Raw genomic sequence first — 19,480 nt, forward strand, 5'->3', positions numbered from 1 at the left:
GCGACCCCGGAGCATTGTTCTGGATCGGTTCCGCTTAATATCCGAGACATGGAACTGGCAGCCGGGTATCCCCCCGCCACCCGTGACGACTGGCACGCGATGGCGCTCGCCGTGCTGGGCAAGTCCGGCCTCGACTTCGAGGCGCTGACCAGCCGGACCTACGACGGGCTCACGCTCCAGCCGCTCTACGACGCCGCCGACCTGCCCGGCACGCCCCGGCCGCCGCTCGGCGCGCGTGGCTGGGACGTGCGCCAGCGGCACTCCGTGGCCGACCCCGAGGCGGTGCTCGCCGACCTGGAGAACGGCGTCACCTCGTTGTGGCTGGCCGTCGGCCCGGACACGATCCCGGCCGCCGCCCTGCCGCGGGTGCTCAAGGACGTCTACCTGGACCTCGCGCCCGTCGTGCTCGACGCCGGGCCGCTGGCCGAGCAGGCCGCGGAGGTCCTGCTGGGGCTGGCCGCCGAACGTCAGGGGCCGGTACGCGGGAATCTGGGGGCCTCGCTCGCCTCGGTGGCGCCGCGGGTGGTGGCCGCCCTGGCCAGGCGGTGCGCGCAGGGGTACCCGGAGCTGCGGGCGGTGGTCGTGGACGCCACGCCGTACCACGACATGGGGGGTAGTGACGCGCAGGAGCTCGGCTGCTCGCTGGCGCTCGGCGTCGCGCACCTCAGGACGCTCACCGGCGCCGGGCTGAGCGTGGAGGAGGCGTTCGGGCAACTGGAGTTCCGGTACGCGGCGAGCGCCGACCAGTTCGCCACGATCGCCAAGCTGCGGGCGGCGCGGGTGGTGTGGGCACGGGTGGCCGAGGTGTGCGGCGGGCCCGCGCGGCAGGCGCAGCACGCGGTGACCAGCGCGGCCATGATGACCGCGCGCGACCCGTGGGTGAACATGCTGCGCACCACGCTGGCCTGCTTCGGCGCCGGGGTGGGCGGGGCGGACGCGGTGACCGTGCGGCCGTTCGACGCCGCGGTGAGGGAGCCGGACGCGTTCGGGCGGCGGATCGCCCGCAACACCCACGCGCTGCTGATGGAGGAGTCCGGCGCCGCCCGGGTGGCCGATCCGGCGGGCGGCTCCTGGTACGTGGAACGGCGTACGGCGGAGCTGGCCGAGGCGGCCTGGGCGTGGTTCCAGGAGATCGAGGCGGCCGGAGGGCTGCCGGACGGGGCCGGGAAACTGGTGGCCGGGCGCATCGCGGAGGTACGGGCCCGGCGCGAGGCCGACATCGCGCACCGGCGGCTGCCGATCACCGGCGTGAGCGAGTTCCCGAACCTGGAGGAGAAGCCGCTGCCGGGCGGCGCGCCGAGCAGGAGCGGGCGCTATTCCGAGCCGTTCGAGGAACTGCGGGATCTGGCCGACGCGCAGCCGGAACGGCCGACGGTGTTCCTGGCCACGATCGGCCCGGTCGCGGCGCACACCGCGCGGGCGGCGTTCGCCGCCAACCTGTTCCAGGCGGGCGGGCTGGCCACCGAGAGCGCCGGGCCCGGCGTGGACGCCGAGCGGATCGCCACCGCCTTCGCCGTCAGCGGCGCGCGGGTGGCGTGCCTGTGCTCCAGCGACAAGCTGTACCCCGAGCACGCCGAGGCGGTCGCCGCGGCGTTGAAACGGGCCGGCGCGAGACGCGTCTGGCTGGCGGGGAAGGGGGAGTACGAGCACGTGGACGGCCGCGTCTTCGCCGGGTGCGACGCGCTGGCGGTGCTCAGGACGACCTTCGACGACCTGGAGGTGGCACGATGAGCATCCCCGACTTCACCTCCGTCCCGCTCGCGGGCGGCACGCGGGAAGCCGGGCCCGAGGTGGCGGGCGAGGTGTGGGAGACGCCGGAGGGCATCGGGGTCAAGCCGCTCTACACGGCCGCCGACCTCGACGGGCTGGACTTCCTCCGGACCTATCCGGGGGCGGCGCCGTACCTCAGAGGGCCTTATCCCACGATGTACGTCAACCAGCCGTGGACGGTCCGGCAGTACGCGGGCTTCTCGACGGCGGAAGACTCCAACGCCTTCTACCGGCGCAACCTGGCGGCCGGGCAGAAGGGGCTGTCGGTGGCCTTCGACCTGGCGACGCACCGGGGGTACGACTCCGACCACCCGCGGGTGGCGGGGGACGTCGGGATGGCCGGGGTGGCGATCGACTCGATCTATGACATGCGGCAGTTGTTCGACGGCATCCCGCTGGATCGGATGTCGGTGTCGATGACGATGAACGGCGCGGTGCTGCCGATCCTGGCGCTCTACATCGTGGCGGCCGAGGAGCAGGGCGTGGCGCCCGAGCAGCTTGCCGGGACCATCCAGAACGACATCCTCAAAGAGTTCATGGTCCGCAATACCTACATTTATCCCCCGGCACCCTCCATGCGGATTATTTCGGATATTTTCGCTTATACCAGCGAGAAGATGCCGAAATTCAACTCCATCAGTATTTCGGGCTACCACATCCAGGAGGCCGGGGCCACCTGCGACCTGGAGCTGGCCTACACGCTGGCCGACGGGGTCGAGTACCTGCGGGCGGGGGTGGGCGCGGGGCTGGACATCGACGTGTTCGCGCCCCGGCTGTCGTTCTTCTGGTGCATCGGCATGAACTTCTTCATGGAGGTCGCCAAGCTGCGGGCCGCGCGCCTGCTGTGGTCGCGCCTCGTTTCCGGATTTAACGCGAAAAATCCGAAATCTCTCTCATTGCGGACCCACTCGCAGACGTCCGGCTGGTCGCTCACCGCCCAGGACGTCTACAACAACGTCGTGCGCACCTGCGTGGAGGCCATGGCCGCCACCCAGGGCCACACGCAGTCGCTGCACACCAACGCCCTCGACGAGGCGCTCGCCCTGCCCGGCGACTTCTCCGCGCGCATCGCCCGCAACACCCAGCTCCTGCTCCAGCAGGAGTCCGGCACCACCCGCGTGATCGACCCCTGGGGCGGCTCCTACTACGTCGAGCGCCTCACCCACGACCTCGCCGAACGCGCCTGGGCCCACATCAGCGAGGTCGAGGAGGCCGGGGGCATGGCCAAGGCCATCGACGCCGGGCTGCCCAAGCTGCGCATCGAGGAGGCCGCCGCCCGCGCCCAGGCCCGCATCGACTCCGGCCGCCAGCCGGTGATCGGCGTCAACAAGTACCGGCCCGCCGCCGACGAGCCCATCGACGTGCTCAAGGTCGACAACAGCGCCGTGCGCGCCCAGCAGATCGACAAGCTGCGCCGCCTGCGCGCCGAACGTTCCGGCGACGAGGTACGGCAGGCGCTCGAAACCCTCACCAAGGCCGCGGACGCCGCCCAGAACGGCACCCGCGGCCCCGGCCTCGACGAGAACCTCCTGAAACTCTGCGTCGACGCCGCCCGCGCCAAGGCCACCGTCGGCGAGATCTCCGACGCGCTGGAGAAGGTGTACGGCAGGCACGCCGGCCAGGTGCGTACCATCTCCGGCGTGTACCGAGACGAGGCCGGCCCGGCCGCCAACATCGAGCGCGTCCGCGAGGCGTGCGCCGACTTCGAGCGCGCCGAGGGCCGCCGGCCGCGCATCCTGGTCGCGAAGATGGGCCAGGACGGTCACGACCGGGGCCAGAAGGTGATCGCGACCGCCTTCGCCGACCTGGGCTTCGACGTGGACGTCGGCCCGTTGTTCCAGACGCCGGAGGAGGTGGCGCGCCAGGCCGTCGAGGCCGACGTGCACATCGTCGGCGTGTCCTCGCTGGCCGCCGGGCACCTCACGCTGGTGCCGGCGCTGCGCGCGGCCCTCGCCGCCCTCGACGCGGAGGACACCATGATCGTGGTGGGCGGGGTGATCCCGCCCGGCGACTTCGCCGAACTGCGGGCGGCGGGGGCCGGCGCGATCTTCCCGCCGGGCACGGTCATCGCCGACGCCGCCCTCGGCCTCCTGAAGGACCTCACCGCGCGGCTGGGGCACTGACACGCGAGCCCCCGGACAAGTGAGGCGCAAGTGTCGCGCATGCGAGCCGCAGTTGAATCCAGTCTGACAGCTCTGACTGGAAGGACGTGTGGTGTCCATGCCGTTGCACGATCAGTCCGAGGCTCCGGCGGCGTACGGTGTCGGCTGGGGCAGAGGCTCCCGATAGCGACAGATCGTCCGTCTCACCTTCCCGGAGGGCGGGTGCCTCCGGGAAGGTCGATCTGGTACTTGACGAAGCCCGGGTTGACGGCGACCTTGTCGTACAGGCGGCGGGCCGTGGTGTTGCCCTCCTGGGTGTGCCAGTAGACGCGGGCGCAGCCGTTGGCCTCGGCCCACTCGGTGACCGCGGCGATCAGGGCCCTTCCCGCGCCCTTGCCGCGTACGTCCGGGGCGGTGAAGAGGTCCTGCAGGTAGCAGAGGTCGGTGTCGGGAGCCGAGGTGCTGCCGTGGACGAGGAAGTGGGTGATGCCCACCAGCCGTCCGCCGAGCCGGGCGCCGAGCGCGTGCAGCCGGGTGCCGGACTGGAACTCCTGCCATGCCCTGTCGTACATGCTCTGCGGCTCGGCGCGCCCGTAGAAGGCGATGTAGCCGCGGAACAGTTCCTCCCAGACGTCGCGATCCGAGGGCAGCAACTTCTCCACAGTGACCATGTACCGAAATCTACGGACAAAGTCGCAGGTGGGGCATGGCCACTCGCGGTCCTTACCGCCCGACCACTACTCCTCGGGCCAGGGGGCGCCGTCGCAGGTGCTGAAGGTGAACGTCCGCGTCATGGCGTTGGGCGACAGCACCCGGAACTGCACCGTGTGCGCCCCGTCCGACCGGATGTGCGCGTACCCGAGCACCAGCTTCGTCGGCGCCGTCGCCGCGGCCTTGCCCATGTCGCGGCCGTCCAGGATCCACCGGTAGGTGAACGGCGTCTTCTTGCCCGCGCTCACGGTGGCGGCGATGTTCGACTGCCGATAGCAGTCGCCGGTCCGCAGCCCCTCCGAGCGCAGGCTCACCGACCCCACCCGCCCGCTGGGCGCGGCCGGTTTGGACGTGGTGGGCTTCTGCGTAGGCTCGTCCGTGGTGGGCTGCTCGTCCGCCGTGGGCTTGGTGTCGGGAGTCTCCCGGGTACGGCTCGCGGCCGGCTTCGGCGTCCGGGACGGCCTGCCTGACTTCTTCGCCGTCGGCTTGGCCGGGCCCGCGCTGCTCGGCGGAGGCGTGCCCACGGACGGCAGCCCGAGCGGCGCCTGCGCGACCGGCCAGGAGATGCCGGTGACCAGCGCCGTGACCAGCCCCGAGGTCACCACCACCGCTCCCGCCGCCGCCCCGGCCACCAGCAGCGCCCGCCTCCTGCCATCCCCGCCGGAGGCGCGGGGCGCCTGGGAGCCCGCTCGCGGCCCCGCTTCAGAGGGCGCGCCGATGAGCTGGAGCAGGACCTCCTGCATCGCCGGGCGGGCGGCGGGGTCCTTGGCCAGGCAGCGGGTGACGATCGGGCGCAGGGGGCCGGTGAGGTCGCCGAGGTCCGGGTCGGCGTGCTGGATCCTGGTGATGACCGCGGGCAGCGAGTCGTTGCCGAACGGCGGGCTGCCCGTGGCGGCGTACACCATGACGCCGGCCCACGCGAACACGTCGGTCGCGGGACCGATCCCCGCGCCGGCCAGTTGCTCGGGGGCCATGTAGGCGGGGGTGCCGACGATACTGCTGGTCATCGTCAGGGAGGCGCCGGAACGGGCGATGCCGAAGTCGATCACGCGGGGTCCGTCCCGGCCGAGCAGGACGTTGCCGGGCTTGAAGTCGCGGTGCACCACGCCCGCGCGGTGGATGGCCGCGAGCGCGGTGGCGGTGGCCACGGCCAGACGTTGCAGCCCCGCCCCGCCGTGCCGCCCGGCCTCTGCCAGGGACGGCCCCTCCACGTACTCGGTCACGATGTACGGCCGGCCGCCGGTCGAGGCGTCCAGCACCTGCGCCACGCAGAACGGCTCCACCCGCCGCAGCGCCGCCACCTCCCTGGCCAGGCCGTCCCCGCCCTCGCGCAGCACCTTGACCGCGACCTTGGCGCCGTCCGGCGCCTGCCCGAGGTAGACCACGCCCTGGCCGCCCTCGCCGAGGCGCCCGGTCAGCCGGTAGGCGCCGATGGTCCGCGGGTCGTCGGGACGGAGCGGGCGCATCTACGACGTCGCGCACATCTTGAACGACACGGACGCGGAGCCGCCGCCGACCACCCTGTACGCGGCGGTGTGGGGGCCGTCGGACAGGGAGATCTGGCGTTTGGAGAAGACGTAGTCGCTGCGGCTGCCGTCCGGGAGCTTGCCGGAGCCGGTCTCGATGACCTCGCCGTCCACGATCCACTGGAAGGAGTACCGGGCGCCGGGGACGGTGGAGTCGATCCCGGCGCCGAAGTTCATGGAGCCCACGTAGCAGGTGCCCTCGTCCTTGATCTTGGAGGCGCCTTGGGAGCGTACGTAGGCCACGGTGAATCGGGCGGCCTTGGTGGGGGTGGGGCGCTTGGTGGGGGTTCGGGTGGGGGTGGCCCTGGTGGGGCTCGGGCGTACCGGGGTGCGGGTCGCGGTGGGGCGTATCTGGGTGCGGGTGGGCGTCGGTCTGGTGGTCTTGGTGGCCGGTGTGCTCGCGCGGGCCGGGCCGTCGCCGGGTTTCCTGGTCTTGCCGGCGCGTCCGTCGCCCGGTCGGCCGGTGGCCGGGCGGTCGCCGGTGCGGGACCTGCCCTGGCCGCCCTTCTTCGACGCCTCCGCCGTGCCGGGCTGGAGGGCCAGCGTACTGGGCTGTCCGGCCAGGGTGACCTTCCACACGACGGCGGTTCCCGCGCTCAGCACCAGCGCGGTGGCCACCGCCGCCCCCGCCAGCACCGGCACCCGGATCCGCCGTCTCGGGCCGACGTCTGCCGGGACGGTCGTGGGTGCGGGGCGGCCTGCCGTACCTCTGCCGGTTGGGCCGCCGAGCAGGCGGAGCAGGACCTCCTCCATGGACGGGCGGGCGGCCGGGTCCTTGGCGAGGCACGCGTAGACCACCGCGCGCAGATGCTCGGGCAGGTCGCCGAACTGGGGTTCGTTGTGCAGGATGCGGTTGATGATCGCGGGCAGCGTGTCGTCGCCGAACGGCGGCGTGCCCGTCGCGGCGAACACGATCACCGACGCCCACGCGAACACGTCGGTGGCGGGCCCGACGCCCGCGCCGGCCAGTTGCTCGGGGGCCATGTAGGCGGGGGTGCCGACGACACTGCTGGTGACGGTCAGGGAGGTGCCCGCGCGGGCGATGCCGAAGTCGATGACGCGGGGCCCGTCGCGGCCGAGCAGGACGTTGCCGGGCTTGAAGTCGCGGTGCACCACGCCCGCGCGGTGGATGGCCGCGAGCGCGGTGGCGGTGGCGACGGCGAGGCGGTCGAGATCGGCGCCGCCGTGGCGGCCCGCCTCCGCCAGCGAGGGCCCGTCCACGTACTCGGTCACGATGTACGGCGTGCCGCTCGCCGACGCGTCAAGCACCTGCGCGATGCAGAACGGCTCCACCCGGCGCGCCGCCGCGATCTCCCGCTCGAAGCCGCCCTCGCGCAGCACCTTGACCGCGACCGGGGTGCCGTCCGGCGCCACGCCCAGATACACCACGCCCTGGCCGCCCTCGCCGAGCTTCCTGACGATGCGGTACGGCCCCACGCTCGGCGGTGTCACTAGTCCTCCATCGAGCAGACGCTGAACGGCATCGACCTGGCCGCGCTGCCCGGCGCGGTGACCTTGAGGGTGACGTTGTGCCCGCCGGTCTTGAGCATGTACTGGTGCGCCAGGGCCGGAGCGGTGAACTCACCCTTCGACACCCAGGTGCGGTTGCGGTGCTTGACCTGCCCGTCGACCACCCACGCGTAGCTGATCCACACCTCCGACCTGCTCGACTCCAGCGAGCCGGAGAACCCGACCGGCGGCATGTAGCAGCTCGCCGTATGGTCCTGGCCGGGGCCGCCGTGCAGGTCGATGCCGAGGACCCGGACTCTGGCCGCGGCCGGTGCGGGCTTCTTCGTGGTGCGCACGGGGGTGGGGGTGGTGCGTTCGGGCGTCGCGCGTTCCCGCGTCGGGGTGGGGCTCTGGGTGGTGCGCTCGCCCGACGGCTTCGGCTTGGGGGTCTGCTTCGGGGTCTTCCTGGGGGTGGGCTTGCGGGTGGTCTTGGCGGGGCGCGGGGTCTCGCCGCCGTTCGCGGTGGGGGTCGAGGTGTACGGCGCGGCGGCCGCCCACAGCCCGGAGCCGCCGCCGAGCCAGGTCAGCCCCGACACCAGGCCACCGGCCACCACGACGGACCCGGCCACGGCCAGCGGCACCACGAGCGCGGCCCTGACCGGCTTGTTGCGCCGTACCCGATCGGTGGCCTGGTCGCGACGCGCGCCGGGATCGGTGACCGGCCCACCCTGGGCACGCTCCCACGCCGGACCCGCGTGTCCCCGTGCCTGATCCGGGACATCAGGGCCGGGGCGCTGGTCGCCGCCGAGGAGGCGTAACAGGACCGCGCGCATCGGCGGGCGCGCGGCGGGGTCCTTGGCCAGGCAGTCGTAGACGACGCCGCGCAACTGCCGGGGCAGCTCGCCGAGCTGGGGCTCGTTGTGCAGGATGCGGTTGATGATCGCGGGCAGCGTGTCGCTGCCGAACGGCGGCGTGCCCGTCGCGGCGAACACGATCACCGACGCCCACGCGAACACATCCGCCGCCGGGCCCACGTCGTGCCCGGCCAGCTGCTCGGGCGCCATGTAGGCGGGCGTGCCCACGATCCCGCTGGTCGCGGTGGCCGCCGCGTCGGTCGCGCGGGCGATGCCGAAGTCGATGACCCGCGGCCCGCCCGGCCCGAGCAGCACGTTGGCCGGCTTGAAGTCGCGGTGCACCACGCCGGCCTCGTGGATCGCCGCCAGCGCGGTGGCCGTCGCGACCGCGAGCCGCTGCAGGTCCGCGCCGCTGTGCCGCCCCGCCTCGTGCAGCGACGGCCCTTCCACGTACTCGGTCACGATGTACGGCCTGCCGTACCCCCGAGCGGGAACGCCCTGCCCCGGACGGTGCCGCCGGCCGGGGCCCGGAGCGTCGCCGAGAGAGGCGTCGAGGACCTGGGCGATGCAGAACGGTTCCACGCGGCGCGCCGCCGCGATCTCCTTGGCGAAGCGGTCGTCGCCGCCCAGCCCGTCGCGCAGCACCTTCACCGCGACCGGGGGACCGTTGCCGCTCTGCCCCAGGTACACGACGCCCTGGCCGCCCTCGCCGAGCCTGCCGACCAGTCGGTAGGGACCGATGGCGGCGGGGTCGTCGGGACCGAGTGGCGCGAGCGTGCCCATCTACTCCGTCCCCACCGGGCACACCTCGACCGCGATCGACTCGCGGGCCGTCACCGGCGAGGTGACGCGCAGGGTCACGGTGTGCCGTCCGGGCAGCGTGATGGCGGGCGGCGGGACGACGGCGCGGGTGCGCGCCTCGGTGATGTACGCCGTGCCGCGCCGCGCCACCTGCCCGTCCACGATCCAGGCGTAGCGGAAGCGCACCGGCCAGCGGGTTCCCTCGACGAGGCCGCTGATCACGGTGTCGCCCACCTGGCAGTCGCGGGTCTGGGCGGTTCTGACGCCTTGGGCGCGTACGTACAGGACCCGGATCGTGCCGACGTCCCGCGTGGAGGAGGCGCTGGGGGAGGACGTGGTGGAGGCGCCCGGGGAGGGCGTGCCGGATGCGCGTGGGTGGCGGGCGCGGGTCTTGGCCGGCTTCGGGCTGGAGGAGGACGCCGAGGCCGGCGTCACCGTCGTGACCACGGGACCGGTGTCGCGGCGCGGGTCGGAGGTGAGCCAGACGATCGCCCCGGACAGGGCCAGCACCATCACCCCGGACACGCCGGCGATCAGCGCCCGCCGTACCCCGCGACGGGCGGGCGAGCGGCCCGCCTTCGCGGCCGGGAGCGGCTGCTCACCGCCCAGCAGTTGCAGGACGACCTGCCGCATGGCGGGGCGGAGCCCGGGATCCTTGGCCAGGCAGCCCTGCACGATCGCGCGCAGCGGCTGCGGCAGGTCGCCCAGTTCGGGCTCCTCGTGCAGGATCCGGTTGATCACCTCGGGCAGCGCGCCGTCGCCGAACGGCGGCCTGCCCGTCGCGGCGAACACCACCGTCCCCGCCCACGAGAACACATCCGCGGCGGCCCCGGCGCTCTGCCCCGACAACTGCTCGGGGGCCATGTAGGCGGGCGTCCCCGCCACCCCGCCCGCGCTCGGCGTGTGGTCGTCACCGGCCAGCCCGAAGTCGACCACCCGCGGCCCGCCCGGCCCGAGCAGCACGTTGGCCGGCTTGAAGTCCCGATGAACCACGCCCGCCTGGTGGATCGCCGCCAGCGCGGTCGCGGTCGCGTTGGCCAGCCGCTGGAGCTCGGCGCCGGTATGCCGTCCCGCCCGCTGCAGGGGCGGCCCGTCCACATACTCACTCACGATGTACGGCCGGCCGGCGAACGAGGCGTCCAGCACCTGTGCCACGCCGAGTGGTTCCACGCGGCGGGCGGCGGCGATCTGCTCGGCGAGGCGGTCGTCCCCTGTCCGGCCTTCGCGCAGCACCTTGACCGCGACCGGCACGCCGTTCCTGGCCTGGCCCAGATAGACCACGCCCTGACTGCCGGCGCCGAGCCGCCCGACCAGGCGGTAGGGTCCCACCACCGCCGGATCGCCCTCGCGCAACGGTTCGACGTGCGGCATGAGGGGAGTGACTCCTGTGACGGCTGAGATGAATCTCCAGAGACCCTAGCGCGTAGAGACACGATTTGTCGGAACTTAGTCCGATAAACACGTAAACACCCCCCACCACCAGCCCAAACCCCCAAGCATCCCGCGCCACCCGGCCAGCAGCCCTCCCCCTGAAGCCCCGAAAGGGCAGGACCCGATCGCGCCCCGCAAGACCAGCCCCGGCCCGCACCGCCTCCGTAGGGCCGCCCCGTAGGGTCGCCCGCCCCCACGCAGCCCGCCCCCACGCAGCCCGCCCCCACAAAGGCCGCCCCCACAAAGGCACCCGCGTAGCCCGACCCCCACAAAGGCACCCGCGTAGGGCCCGATCCCCACAAAGCCGACCGCCCTCACGCAGCCGCCTCCGCAGAGCCGCCTCCGCACACCCGCCCCCACAGAGGCGCCCGCGTAGGGCCGCGCCCCGGAGAGCGGTGTGCCCGCGAGGCTGGAGGGCGGTTCACCCCGTGCTCTGCGGAGCCGAGCCCGCAGGGGGTGTGCCCGTGGGGCGTCCGCCGAAGTGCGGTGTGCTCTTGTGGGGGTGGTGGGGTGTGGGGGGCTGGGTGGGTGAGGGCGGGGAAACGTACGATCGGGGGCATGCGGTCGGTCGAGGACTATGTCGAGGGTGTGAAGGCCGGGTCCCGGACCTGGATCGGGCGGGCGATCACGCTGGTGGAGTCCACGAAGAGCGACCATGCGCGCTTGGCGCAGGATGTGCTGGTCGCGCTCACGCCGCTCGCCGGGCGGACGTGGCGGGTCGGGGTGTCCGGGGTGCCGGGGGTGGGAAAATCTACGTTCATTGATGGGTTCGGGACTTTGCTCACCGGGCTGGGGCATCGGGTGGCGGTGCTGGCCGTTGATCCCTCCTCCACCCGGACGGGCGGCAGCATTCTGGGGGACAAGACGCGGATGGGGCGGCTGGCGGCTGACCCGCATGCCTACATCCGGCCTTCCCCCACCTCGGGGACGCTCGGGGGAGTGACCAAGGCGACCCGGGAGGCCATGGTCGTGGTGGAGGCCGCCGGGTACGACGTGGTGCTCGTCGAGACCGTCGGCGTCGGCCAGTCGGAGACCGCCGTCGCGGACATGGTGGACAGCTTTCTGCTGCTGAGCCTGGCGCGTACCGGGGACCAGCTCCAGGGCATCAAGAAAGGGGTGCTGGAGCTGGCCGACGTGATCGCCGTGAACAAGGCCGACGGGGAACACGAGCTGGCGGCGCGCAAGGCGGCCAGGGAACTGGCCGGTGCGTTGCGCATGCTGCGCTCGGAGGGGCCGCCGCCTCCGGTGCTCACCTGCAGCGGCCTGACCGGCGCCGGGCTGGAGGAACTGTGGCACCAGATCGGCGCCCACCGGGAACGGGTGGACGTGGCGGCCAGGCGACGCGCCCAGCAGGTCCGGTGGACATGGACACTGGTCCAGGACCGCCTGCTGGCCGAGTTGCACGGCGACCCCGAGGTGGCCGCGCTCACCAAGGAGGTCGAGCGCGAGGTACTGGCCGGCGAACTCACCCCCGCCCTGGCCGCCGACCGCCTCCTGGCCGCCTTCAAACGCCGCTGACCACCCCGCCGTAGCCACCCCGCCTTAGCCGCCCCACCAGTCCCCACCCCAAAGCGCCCAGAAACCCACACGCACCACCTGCCCTCACGCGCCGCAGCCCTCGCGCGCGTGGCATGCCCTACGCGCTGCAGCCCTCGCGCGCGCTGCCTGCCCTCACGCGGGGCCCATGCGCAGCCGCCTGCACTCCTGGGGCGTCCAAGCGCGCCGCCTGCCCGCCCGTGCGTGTGCCGCCTGCCCACCGTGCGGCTGCTCCCCGCTCCAGGGCTCCCGCTCCGGGTGTGCCGCCGTGCGCGAGACGCTTTCACAAGCGCCGCTTCACGTGTGCCGCCATGGAGTCTGATGTGTGCTTGGAACTCATAAAACAAAACGACCGGTCGTTCGTATATAGTCGGACCCATGACCGATGGACGCAGGTTGCGTGGGCAGCGGAGCAGGGAGGCGATTCTCGAGCGCACCGTCGCCCTCGCCTCCGTGGACGGGCTCAGCGGCCTCACCCTGGGGCGGCTGGCCGAAGAGTCCGGCATGAGCAAGTCGGGCTTCTTCGCTCACTGGCGTGACAAGGAACAACTCCAGCTGGACGCCGTCGACTGGGCCGCTCGCCAGTGGGTGGACCACATCGTCCGCCCCGCCATGCGCGCCCCCGCCGGTGTACGCCGCCTGTTCGCGATGCACGAGGCCCGCCTGCGCTTCTATGAGGACGGCGTCCTCCCGGGAGGCTGCTTCTTCTTCGTCGCCCAGGCCGAGTTCGACGACCGTCCGGGGAAGGTGCGCGACCGGGTGGCCAAGGCGATGGCCGACTGGCTCAAGGCCGTACGCGCGATGGTCGAGGAAGCCGTCACCCTGGGCGAACTCGGCGACGACACCGATCCGGGCCGCCTCGCGTTCGAGATCAACGCCCTGGGTGAGGCGACCGTCGTCCACGCCCGGCTGATCGATCCGGCCGAGGCCTACTCCTACTCCCGCGCCGCCGTCCTGCAGCGGTTGCGCGAACTCGCCACCGACCCCTCGCTCCTTCCGGAGGATTGACCGTGACCCAGTTCAAGCCCGTTCAGGTGCACTTCGACGACCTCGACGCCATGGGCCTGCTGCACAACTCCCGCTACGCCCTGCTCGTCGAGCGCGCCGTGTCCGCCTTCTGGACCGAGGCGGGCTGGCGGTTCGACCCGGCGCTGTCGAAGTTCAAGGACTTCTACATGGTCGTGCGCGAGTTCAAGATCGTGTACAACACGCCCGTGATGGGCACGGGCGACGTGCTCGTGGAGTTCTGGCTGGAGCGCATGGGAAGGACCTCCGGCGTGTACGGCTTCCGCGTCCTGTCCGCCGACAGGACGGTGGTCCACGCCGAAGGCCACCGCGTGAACGTCAACCTCGACTCCACCACCCTGCGGCCCACACCGTTCTCCCCGGAGATCCGCGAGGCGGCGGCCGTCCTGATGCGCGAACCCGCCGCATGCTGAGCACCCGCTGGCTGCCCGGACCCCATGTGCCCGGCGACACCGCCGTGGTGGTCAGCGAGACCGCCTTCCAGCTCAACCGCGCCGTCGATCTGCCGCGCGCGTGCTGGGCCGGTTGGCGGCTGAGCAGGTTGTGGCCGGAGCTGGAGGGCGCCGTGGCGTTGCGGCTCTGGGCGGACCCGCTGCGGCGCCGTATCGGATCGGTGTCGGTGTGGCGGGAGGGCGCAGATCTCGACCGGTTCGTACGGCTGCGCGCGCACGCCGACATTGTCCGCGCCTACCGGGGCAAGGGCACGCTGACGACCAGGACGTGGGAGAGCATCGGTGTCCCCGGTGGGTGAACTATCCATCGCCGGGTGAAATATCGCTACTCGTTTCCGCACGGGCGGCTACCCAGAGGTGCGGCGTGTGCCACGATGGCGCGCAGTCGACGACGGGGAGACCGCACATGTGTGATGACCCGATGCTGCCCGAACCGGTCGCGGGTGCCCTGCGAGAGTACGGCGGGCTGCTCGGCGAGCACGGCATCACCTGGGGCGAACCGGAGATCCACTACGTCAAGCTCTTCGCCCGCCGGAGGGTGCTCCCGCCCGAGTTCCAGGGCCGTTTCTGGCGGGTCGCCTTCGGCCGCCTGGCCGCCCGCCACCCCGGCGAGCCGCTGGAGGGCCTCGGCGCCCGCCTGGCCGAGCCGGACTACGACGAGATCCTGCGCGACACCCTGGACGGCGAACTCCCCGCCCACGCCGCCGCCCTCCGCCTCACCCCCGGGGGCCCGGTACTCGACGGCACCCCGCACGTGATCCTGCGCCCCGGCGACGACGCCCGCGTCCCGCTGCTGGTGGACTCGCGGCATCTCGATCAGGGCTCCGATCAGAGCCCCGATCCGGTCCCCGATCCGACAACTGTCCGCATCGGCAGCTTATGTCGCGAAATATCGCCTCAAGGTGCTTGGCTGACCGAGATCACCCCCACCACCCAGGTCACCGTCGACGGCACCCCGGTGGACACGACACCCCTGTTCAGAGTCGCCGAGCTGGCCAGGGTGCGGCTCCGCTCGCCGTACCCCTGCCGCTGGAGTGTCACCGGCGTCGGTGGCCAGGGCTGGTTCCCCACGGGCGCCCCGCACCGCCACGACTTCCACGGCCGCCCCTACTTCCACGGCGACGACCTCACCCTCGACGTCCCCGCCGAGCCCCTGACGATCACCGCCACCCGCGGCATGGAGTACGACCAGGTCCGCACGGAGCTCACCCCCCGTCCGGGCCACGACCACCAGGTACGGCTCGCGCCGCACCGCATCTACCACGCCGCCGCCCGCGGATGGTACGGCGGCGACCTGCACACCCACCTCAACTGGGCCGGTGACCTCATCGCCGCCCCCGCCGACGCCGCGGCCGCCCAGCACGGCGAGGACCTGCACGTCCTGAACCTGCTGGCGGGCAACGTCTCCGGCGCCCGCGTGTACGACCGCGAGGCCCTCGCGCACTGGATCGGCCGCGACCTGCCCTGGTCCGACGCCACGCACATCGCCAGGATGGGCGCCGAATACCGCAACGACCTGCTCGGCCACGCCTACGCCTTCGGCCTGACCGCCGAGCCGGGCAGCCTGCACACCGGCTTCGACGGTGCGCCCGACTGGCCGCCGAACGCCGCCGCCCTGGCCGGGTTGCGGCGGCTCGGGGCGCTGCTCGGCTACAGCCACCCGTTCGGCCAGCCGGTGCGCGACGACGATCCGGCGAAGGCGTTGTTCGGGCCGGTGGCGCGTGACTGCTCGGCCAGCGCGCTCGTCGCCGACGCCGCGCTCGGCCTGGTCGACAGCCTGGACGTGCTCACTCACGCCTCCATCCCGGCCACCGCGGCCGTCTACCGCCGCCTGCTGGGCGCGGGGAACCGGCTGGCCGTCACCGCCGGAACCGACACGATGATCTCCTTCACCCGTTCCGACAACCAGTCGAACCCGCCCGGCTGGGGCCGCGTCTACGCCCGCGTGGACGGGGCGCTCACCGCGGAGTCGTTCGCCGCGGCCGTGCGGGCCCGCCGTACGTTCGCCACGACCGGTCCGTGGCTGGAGCTGTCGGTGGACGGCCACGGGCCGGGCGCGACCATCGACGCGGAGCCGGGCGGGCGGCTGTCGGTCACCGCGACCGCGATCGGCCCCGAGGTGTCGGCGGTGCGCATCCGCACCGCCGACGGGGTGCGCGCGGGCGCCGGACGGCTCGGCGGCGGCGACGACGCGCTGACCGTCACCGTCGAACTCGACGTCGGCGAGCCCACCTACGTGCTGGCAGAGGCCCTGTGCGAGCCGCACCCGCGCACGCTGACCGCCACCGGGTACGCCCTGACCAGCCCCGTGCACGTGGACGTCGGCGGCAGGCAGGTGGCGCGCGGCTCCGACGTGCGCTGGTGCCTGGACTGGCTGGACCTGCTGGAGGACCTGGTCAGAACCCACGCCAGGCTGGACGCGCCGGGCCAGCTGGAGGACCATCTGGAGCTGATCGAACGGGCCAGGGGAGTGTACAGAACCCGGCTAGGCTGATCGCCGATGGACATCAAGAACCTTCTGCGCGAGCACCCCGAGTGGCTCGCCCACCTCGAGTCGCTGGGCGGCTTCGAGGCCCGCCCGCCCGCGCCCGGCGACCTGCTCGGCGAGCTGATGCGGCTGACGGTCCCGCACGAGGACGTCGCCGGGGTGATGACGAGTGCGCCGGAGCCGGGCACGCCGCAGTGGTGGCTGCTCGAACGCTGCGCGCACTCCCTGGTCTCCACCATCGACGTGCTCGACGACCCGCCCTTCTTCCCCGATCTGCCCGAGCTGGGGCCGTACTTCTACGTGCACGTGTTCATGGCGGCGCTGCCGTACACGCGGGAGTTCCATCGCGCGCGCGGCATCTCCGAGGAGGTGTCGCACGAGACGCTCGCCGACATCGGCCGCAACATGGCCGTGCACCGCAAGCGGCACGGCCGGCCGGGGCTGCACGCGCCGTTCTGGTACATGGCGCACGTGCGGGGGATCCTCTACCAGCTGGGGCGGCTGCAGTTCGCCCGCGACCGGATGGGCGGCAGGACCCTGGAGGCGGTGCGCGCGGCCGGGGTGCCGGTGGGCGAGCACGGCCGGACGCTGGGGCTGCACATCCCCGACTTCTGCGGGCCGTTTCCGCCCTCGGCCTGCGCCGACTCCCTGGAGCGGGCGCGCGCCTTCTTCCCCAAGCACTTTCCCGACGAGGACTACCCGGTGGTGACCTGCAGCTCGTGGCTGCTGGACGACCAGTTCGCCCAGTACCTCCCGGCGAGCTCGAACATCATGTCCTTCCAGCGCCGCTTCCGGCTGCTGCACCGCTTCGAGACCAGCGGGATGATGGACTTCGTCTTCGGCGCCGACGCCAAGGCCGACCCGCTGCCGCGGCGTACCAGCCTGGAGCGCGCGATCGCCGACCACCTCGCCGCCGGCGGCACCTGGTACGGCCGCGCCGGCTGGCTGCCCCTCTAGGCGGTCTCCACGAAGGCGGTCAGGCCGTCCAGCATGATCCTGAGGTTGACCGCGAAGATCTCCTCCAGGTCGGCCAGGACGTCCGGGCTGTCGCGCAGCGCGCTCTGGCGCGGGTAGCGGTCGGTGCCCAGTTCCTCGTAGACGGCGGGCACGGTCACCGCGCGCCACTGGCTGAGCGAGATCCCGCCCCGCCGGTCCGCGGTGACCTCGCTCACCCGTAGCAGCGCGAGCCCCTGCACGAGCCCGCTGATGCCCAGGTAGAGGCGGTGGGTGGTCACCGGGTCCAGGCCCAGGCCGTCGAAGGCGCCGAGCCCGCGCTCGAAGCGGGCCAGCAGGCTCGGGACGAGCGGCGGCCGGACGGTGGCGATCACCTCCAGCAGCCACGGGTGCGCGGCGTAGAGCTCCCACTCCCACCGGGCCGCGGCCTCCAACTCGGGCCGCCAGCCTCCCGTGACCGGGGGCCCGGAGTCCAGGCCGTCGGCGAAGACGGCCTCGACCATGAGGTCGATCAGCTCGTCCTTGCCGGCGAAGTAGTTGTACAGCGACATCACCTTGACGCCGAGCGCGCTCGCCACGTGCCGCATGGACAGGCTCTCCAGGCCGTCGGCGCCGGCGATCCGCACGGCGGTGCGCACGATCAGCTCCCTGGACAGGCCCGCCTCGCCGCGCTGCTCCCGCACCGGCGCCACGACCACGGACCGGCGTGCCCGGTAGGCGCGGGCCTGGCAGGAGCGCGAGCAGTACAGGGGTCTGCGGCCCCGCTCGGGAAGCACGAGTTCCTTTCCGCACCGCGCGCATTTCGCCATTTCATCACACCCTTTTTCTGTGACGAAATGATATCACTTCCCAGTAAATAGCCGATAGGAAGGGAGTTACGTACATCGTAAGGAGGCACGATGAAAAAGGCGGGCCCGCGGGAATGGGCGGGGCTGGCGATCCTCATGCTGCCCGTCCTGCTCATCTCGGTCACGGTGACCGTGCTGTTCTTCGCGCTGCCGGCGCTGACCGCGGAGCTGGAGCCGAGCGGCACGCAGCAGTTGTGGATCGTGGACGTCTACGCGTTCCTGCTGGCCGGGCTGCTCATCCCGATGGGCCATCTGGGCGACAGGATCGGCCGCAGGCGGCTGCTCCTGCTGGGCGCGGTGGCCTTCGGCGTGGCCTCCGCGGCGGCGGCGTTCGCGCCCAGCGCCGACCTGCTCATCCTCGCCCGCGGCCTGCAGGGCGCCGCCGCGGCCACGCTGATGCCGCCCACGCTCGCGCTCATCCGGGTCCTGTTCGCCGACCCGCGGCAGTTGCGGATGGCGATCGCCGTCTGGGCCGCGGTCTTCACGCTCGGCAGCGTGGCCGGGCCGGTCGCCGGAGGGTGGCTGCTGGAGCACTTCTGGTGGGGATCGGTCTTCCTGATCAACGTGCCGATCATGCTCGTGCTACTGGTGCTCGGCCCGTTGCTGCCGGAGTACCGCGATCCCGCTCCCGGCCGGTTCGACCCGGCCGGCGGGGTGCTCGTCCTGCTGGCCGCGCTGCCCCTGGTGTACGCGGTGAAGAAGGCCGCCGGGCAGGACTTCTCCGCGGCCATGTGGGCCGCCGCCGCGGCCGGGCCGGTGTTCGCCGCGCTGTTCCTGCGCAGGCAGCGCGCCCAGGCGGACCCGATGCTCGATCTGACGCTCTTCCGGCGGCCCGGCTTCGGCCTGTCCCTGGCCGCCGCCACGCTCGCGGTCTTCGCGCTGGTCGGGACGTTCTACTTCCTCACCCAGTACCTGATGTCGGTGCTCGGCATGCGGCCGATCGCCGCCGGGCTCATGATCGTGCCGGCCGCCGTCAGCTCGGCCGCCGGATCGGTGCTCGGGACGGGCCTCACCCGGTGGCTGCGGCCCGGCCACGTCATGGGGTCGGGGATGGTCTGCGGGGCGGCCGGGTTCCTGCTGATCGCGGGGCTGGGCACCGAGGCGGACCTGCCGCTGCTGTTCGGCGGGCAGATCCTGCTGGGCTGGGGCATCGGATCGGTCCAGGCGCTCGCCTCCGGCCTGGTCGTCTCCACGGCGCCGCCGGAGAAGGCCGGATCGGCCTCCGGCCTGTTCGAGTCGGCCACGGAGTTCGGGCAGGCGCTCGGCGCGGCCGTACTCGGGAGCATCGGCATGGCCGTCTATCGCGCGGCGCTCGCCGCGTCCATGCCGCCGGAGGTGCCCGGCGGGCAGGCGGCGGTGGCCAGGGAGACGCTGGGCGGCGCCCTCGCCCTCGACGCCGGTACGGCACTCGCCGCCGCGGCCCGCGCCGCCTACGTGGACGGCATGCGTACGGCGGCGCTGGCCGGAGCCGTCGTCATGCTGACCATGGGCGTCCTCGTCCTGCGCGCACGTTCTGGCCGACTGTGCTAAAT

General features: G+C 72.8%; 15 protein-coding genes. 9 read left to right on the top strand and 6 right to left on the bottom strand.

What is annotated here, in order from left to right:
- Nucleotides 1-48: 48 nt before the first annotated feature.
- Together ACFWY5_RS36460 and scpA are read left to right on the top strand one after the other, a co-directional pair.
- Nucleotides 49-1,731 carry a methylmalonyl-CoA mutase family protein gene (locus ACFWY5_RS36460; protein WP_379637427.1) on the top strand — a complete coding sequence of 561 codons (1,683 nt, stop codon included), beginning with the start codon at nucleotides 49-51 and terminating at the stop codon, nucleotides 1,729-1,731.
- Nucleotides 1,728-3,893, top strand: a complete 2,166-nt coding sequence (gene scpA, locus ACFWY5_RS36465) for a methylmalonyl-CoA mutase (protein ID WP_379637429.1) — start codon at nucleotides 1,728-1,730, stop codon at nucleotides 3,891-3,893. The genes ACFWY5_RS36460 and scpA overlap by 4 nt, the downstream gene beginning before the upstream one ends.
- Before the next feature lie 182 nt (nucleotides 3,894-4,075).
- On the opposite strand, the gene ACFWY5_RS36470 is transcribed toward scpA, so the two are convergent.
- From ACFWY5_RS36470 to ACFWY5_RS36490, 5 genes are all read right to left on the bottom strand, one after another.
- Nucleotides 4,076-4,543, bottom strand: a complete 468-nt coding sequence (locus ACFWY5_RS36470; protein ID WP_379637431.1) for a GNAT family N-acetyltransferase — start codon at nucleotides 4,541-4,543, stop codon at nucleotides 4,076-4,078.
- Between the two features lie 66 nt (nucleotides 4,544-4,609).
- Nucleotides 4,610-6,049, bottom strand: coding sequence for a protein kinase (locus tag ACFWY5_RS36475; RefSeq protein WP_379637433.1), 1,440 nt, complete (start codon nucleotides 6,047-6,049; stop codon nucleotides 4,610-4,612).
- Nucleotides 6,050-7,561, bottom strand: coding sequence for a serine/threonine protein kinase (locus ACFWY5_RS36480; protein WP_379637435.1), 1,512 nt, complete (start codon nucleotides 7,559-7,561; stop codon nucleotides 6,050-6,052).
- On the bottom strand, nucleotides 7,561-9,195 hold the full coding sequence (locus ACFWY5_RS36485) for a serine/threonine protein kinase (RefSeq protein WP_379637437.1): 1,635 nt from the start codon (nucleotides 9,193-9,195) through the stop codon (nucleotides 7,561-7,563). The genes ACFWY5_RS36480 and ACFWY5_RS36485 overlap by 1 nt, the downstream gene beginning before the upstream one ends.
- A complete protein-coding gene (locus tag ACFWY5_RS36490; RefSeq protein ID WP_379617294.1) occupies nucleotides 9,196-10,584 on the bottom strand; it encodes a serine/threonine-protein kinase in 1,389 nt (462 codons plus the stop codon).
- Between the two features lie 618 nt (nucleotides 10,585-11,202).
- Here ACFWY5_RS36490 and meaB point away from each other — a divergent pair.
- The 6 genes from meaB (at nucleotide 11,203) to ACFWY5_RS36520 (ending at nucleotide 17,103) form a co-directional block, all read left to right on the top strand.
- Entirely contained in the window at nucleotides 11,203-12,162 is a 960-nt protein-coding gene (gene meaB / locus ACFWY5_RS36495) for a methylmalonyl Co-A mutase-associated GTPase MeaB (RefSeq protein WP_379637439.1), read from the top strand.
- A 396-nt stretch (nucleotides 12,163-12,558) separates the two neighbouring features.
- On the top strand, nucleotides 12,559-13,188 hold the full coding sequence (locus ACFWY5_RS36500; RefSeq protein WP_379617290.1) for a TetR/AcrR family transcriptional regulator: 630 nt from the start codon (nucleotides 12,559-12,561) through the stop codon (nucleotides 13,186-13,188).
- Nucleotides 13,189-13,190: 2 nt separating this feature from the next.
- Nucleotides 13,191-13,619, top strand: coding sequence for an acyl-CoA thioesterase (locus ACFWY5_RS36505; protein WP_379637441.1), 429 nt, complete (start codon nucleotides 13,191-13,193; stop codon nucleotides 13,617-13,619).
- On the top strand, nucleotides 13,613-13,957 hold the full coding sequence (locus ACFWY5_RS36510) for a hypothetical protein (protein ID WP_379617286.1): 345 nt from the start codon (nucleotides 13,613-13,615) through the stop codon (nucleotides 13,955-13,957). The genes ACFWY5_RS36505 and ACFWY5_RS36510 overlap by 7 nt, the downstream gene beginning before the upstream one ends.
- Before the next feature lie 107 nt (nucleotides 13,958-14,064).
- Nucleotides 14,065-16,152: a CehA/McbA family metallohydrolase gene (locus ACFWY5_RS36515; protein ID WP_379637443.1), complete on the top strand. Its 2,088-nt coding sequence runs from the start codon at nucleotides 14,065-14,067 to the stop codon at nucleotides 16,150-16,152.
- 6 nt (nucleotides 16,153-16,158) lie between these two features.
- Entirely contained in the window at nucleotides 16,159-17,103 is a 945-nt protein-coding gene (locus ACFWY5_RS36520; RefSeq protein WP_379619802.1) for an acyltransferase domain-containing protein, read from the top strand.
- Here the strand turns inward: ACFWY5_RS36520 and ACFWY5_RS36525 are convergent.
- Nucleotides 17,100-17,876 (bottom strand): TetR/AcrR family transcriptional regulator, encoded by a 777-nt coding sequence (locus ACFWY5_RS36525; RefSeq protein WP_379637445.1) that lies wholly within the window; start codon nucleotides 17,874-17,876, stop codon nucleotides 17,100-17,102. The two genes, ACFWY5_RS36520 and ACFWY5_RS36525, sit on opposite strands and share 4 nt — an antisense overlap.
- Nucleotides 17,877-17,999: 123 nt before the next feature.
- Here ACFWY5_RS36525 and ACFWY5_RS36530 point away from each other — a divergent pair, with 123 nt between their 5' ends.
- Nucleotides 18,000-19,478, top strand: a complete 1,479-nt coding sequence (locus ACFWY5_RS36530; protein ID WP_379637447.1) for an MFS transporter — start codon at nucleotides 18,000-18,002, stop codon at nucleotides 19,476-19,478.
- The last annotated feature ends 2 nt before the right edge of the window (nucleotides 19,479-19,480 follow it).

The sequence above is a fragment of the Nonomuraea sp. NPDC059007 genome, assembly GCF_042740555.1.
GTDB lineage: Bacteria > Actinomycetota > Actinomycetes > Streptosporangiales > Streptosporangiaceae > Nonomuraea.